The sequence below is a fragment of the Nostoc sp. CHAB 5715 genome (assembly GCF_020829685.1).
Lineage (GTDB): Bacteria > Cyanobacteriota > Cyanobacteriia > Cyanobacteriales > Nostocaceae > Nostoc.
In genome coordinates, this window is the sequence record NZ_JAIVFR010001153.1 from 1 (window position 1) to 2,145 (window position 2,145).

Sequence of the window (2,145 nt, forward strand, 5' to 3'; positions counted from 1 at the left end):
TATCTGCAAAGGCGCGACCTTCACCAATGGCGACGGGAGTTAAATTGATTCGGTCTGTGACATCGCCAACGGCAAAGATATTGGGTTGATTAGTTTGACTATATTCATTGACTGCGATCGCATTTGTCTAAAGAACTGCAAAACTGTAGACTCTTCCTCGGTTTGTCGTCAGATATTGCTCTTTGTTGAGGATGTGCGATCGCTTCACAAAATAATTTCTGCTTAAGTAGATAGCGATCGCAATTAGACAAATTGTATAATTTGACAATTGATTAGACAACCTGTAATGGTCGTTTAGGAAGCATTCTGGGTTCTGGTAGTGGCTTTCCCTCTTCTTAAAGCATCTCAACAAACGCCTCAATTACTTCTTACCCATTTTTAGCGGCTTCTTCGTAGGTTTTGCCATGTGTATGAAACTCCTACCAGACGAACTCAGGTAAATGCACTAGGAAGAGTTGATCGTCCTCTGACTATTGAATCACCATGCTGTAGTGATAGCTCATCTATTATTCACCTTCCTCGCTTTCAAAGTATTGCAACCTTTTGAGTACCCGTTGAATGTTATTCTCCAAATATCTTTATCACTTTTGCGAGAGAATAATCTAGATGCTTACAGCATAAGAATTTTACCAAAAACCTTAATTTCAGCCATTCTTTTAGAAAATAAACGTTCAAACTCCCGCTCCATCTAAAGTTGAAAAATTGGCTTGTATTTTTATTCTTACAGAGTAATTACAAAGCGGCTATTTGGCTCTTAAAGATTTATCATTTCCAGCTTGTTATTAAGTTTAGTAAACGCTTGCTCTTCTAGTTTAGTCATTACCCAATTCCAGAAAAAACTAACACCCGTCTACATCCTAGACACAGACAACATAACTTTTACTTCAGCCCAATACCTGTGAGGGAAATTAATTTAAATTCGGAAACCCAAATATTGTAAAGTTTGATTTTGGAGTAATTTAACCTTCAATTTATCGGTTATATATATAGAAAGAAAGATAAAAAGCAACAAAGATACCAAATACAAAAAATATTTGGTATCTTTGGAGCTTGGTATTTTCTTGTCTTTGTTTTTCAGGAGAATAACATGAGTAAAATCCACATGAACTTTAAACAATTTGGTGTATTACTGTCTATATCGACAATTCTTGGAATGAACGTTGTTGCGAGCAAGGCTTTGGCTCAAGAAACGCCTAGTATTATTTTTGGAAAGGCAATAGCAGTGGGTGGATGTATTGTTGAAGATCAGCTTCCTGGAGCTGACGGTAGAACTTTAGCGATCATCTTGGATGAGACCACCATGACTGCAAAGGAAGGTGAACGTAAAAGGTGTATTTTACGTATTAATGCTACTATTCCCAGTGGTTACCGCGCTCAAAAGTTACAGGTACTGTACCAAGGAAGTACTGATGTTAATTCAGGAAGTAAAGGTACAAGTTTAAGCCGAAGCTTTAACTTTGCTGGTGGTGCTCTTGGTGTCTTTACGACTGTCCCTAAATCTACCTCGTTTACATCTAGCGAGCTTCTTTTTCAGCAGAACGATGAAATTGATTTTACATCTAATTCATGTGGTGGAGAAGGACAATTCGGTATTAATCTGATTGCACAATCCTCACCAGGAAGTTCTATTATTGTTGATTCATCCGAACTCAATGCTGGGGCTGGGAATGTGATATGTTATTTCCCGATAGTTCGTTGCTAATTTGCTTATTTTTGTGAGATTAAAGAAGAGAATGATAATATTAGTAGAAAACTTTGTTGTTTGACTAATCTTTAATCCCACACACCGCAGGTTGAAAGCTCCAGTAATGATATTGTTGAGAAAATGATCTTGCACAAAAAATAATTAGCACTGCTAATTATTCACTTTCTCGAATCAGCTTGTTTTAGATATTGTTTAACAACCTGCGGTATTTATTACAGCAGTTTTCATGTATTTGAACCACATCTGTTGTAAGGGCACAGCAATGCTCATTGGTGTCAACTTAACGTAAAAATCATGTCCCGCAAGGAACTTCAGTTCCTTGCTAATAGCAAAAGTCATCTGAAGATGACTAAATATACCCAAAATCTTTAGTCTACTGAAGTAGACTAAAGCTTGTAGCCTTGAACTTCAGTTCAGGGCGGGTGAGGAAGCCAACAGTT

General features: G+C 37.3%; 2 protein-coding genes and 1 pseudogene. 1 reads left to right on the forward strand and 2 read right to left on the reverse strand.

Annotation, left to right across the window (positions count from 1 at the left end):
- Positions 1 to 124: pseudogene (locus tag LC574_RS37085) on the reverse strand (FAD-dependent oxidoreductase); the annotation flags it as partial.
- Positions 125 to 127: 3 nt separating this feature from the next.
- On the reverse strand, positions 128 to 280 hold the full coding sequence (locus tag LC574_RS37090; protein ID WP_229458616.1) for a hypothetical protein: 153 nt from the start codon (positions 278 to 280) through the stop codon (positions 128 to 130).
- 807 nt (positions 281 to 1,087) lie between these two features.
- Here LC574_RS37090 and LC574_RS37095 point away from each other — a divergent pair.
- Entirely contained in the window at positions 1,088 to 1,702 is a 615-nt protein-coding gene (locus LC574_RS37095; protein WP_229458617.1) for a DUF4360 domain-containing protein, read from the forward strand.
- Positions 1,703 to 2,145: the final 443 nt, after the last annotated feature.

Excerpts from the sequence above, each read along its gene's own strand:
- LC574_RS37095 (WP_229458617.1), top strand. The coding sequence starts at position 1,088 with ATGAGTAAAATCCACATGAACTTTAAACAATTTGGTGTATTACTGTCT.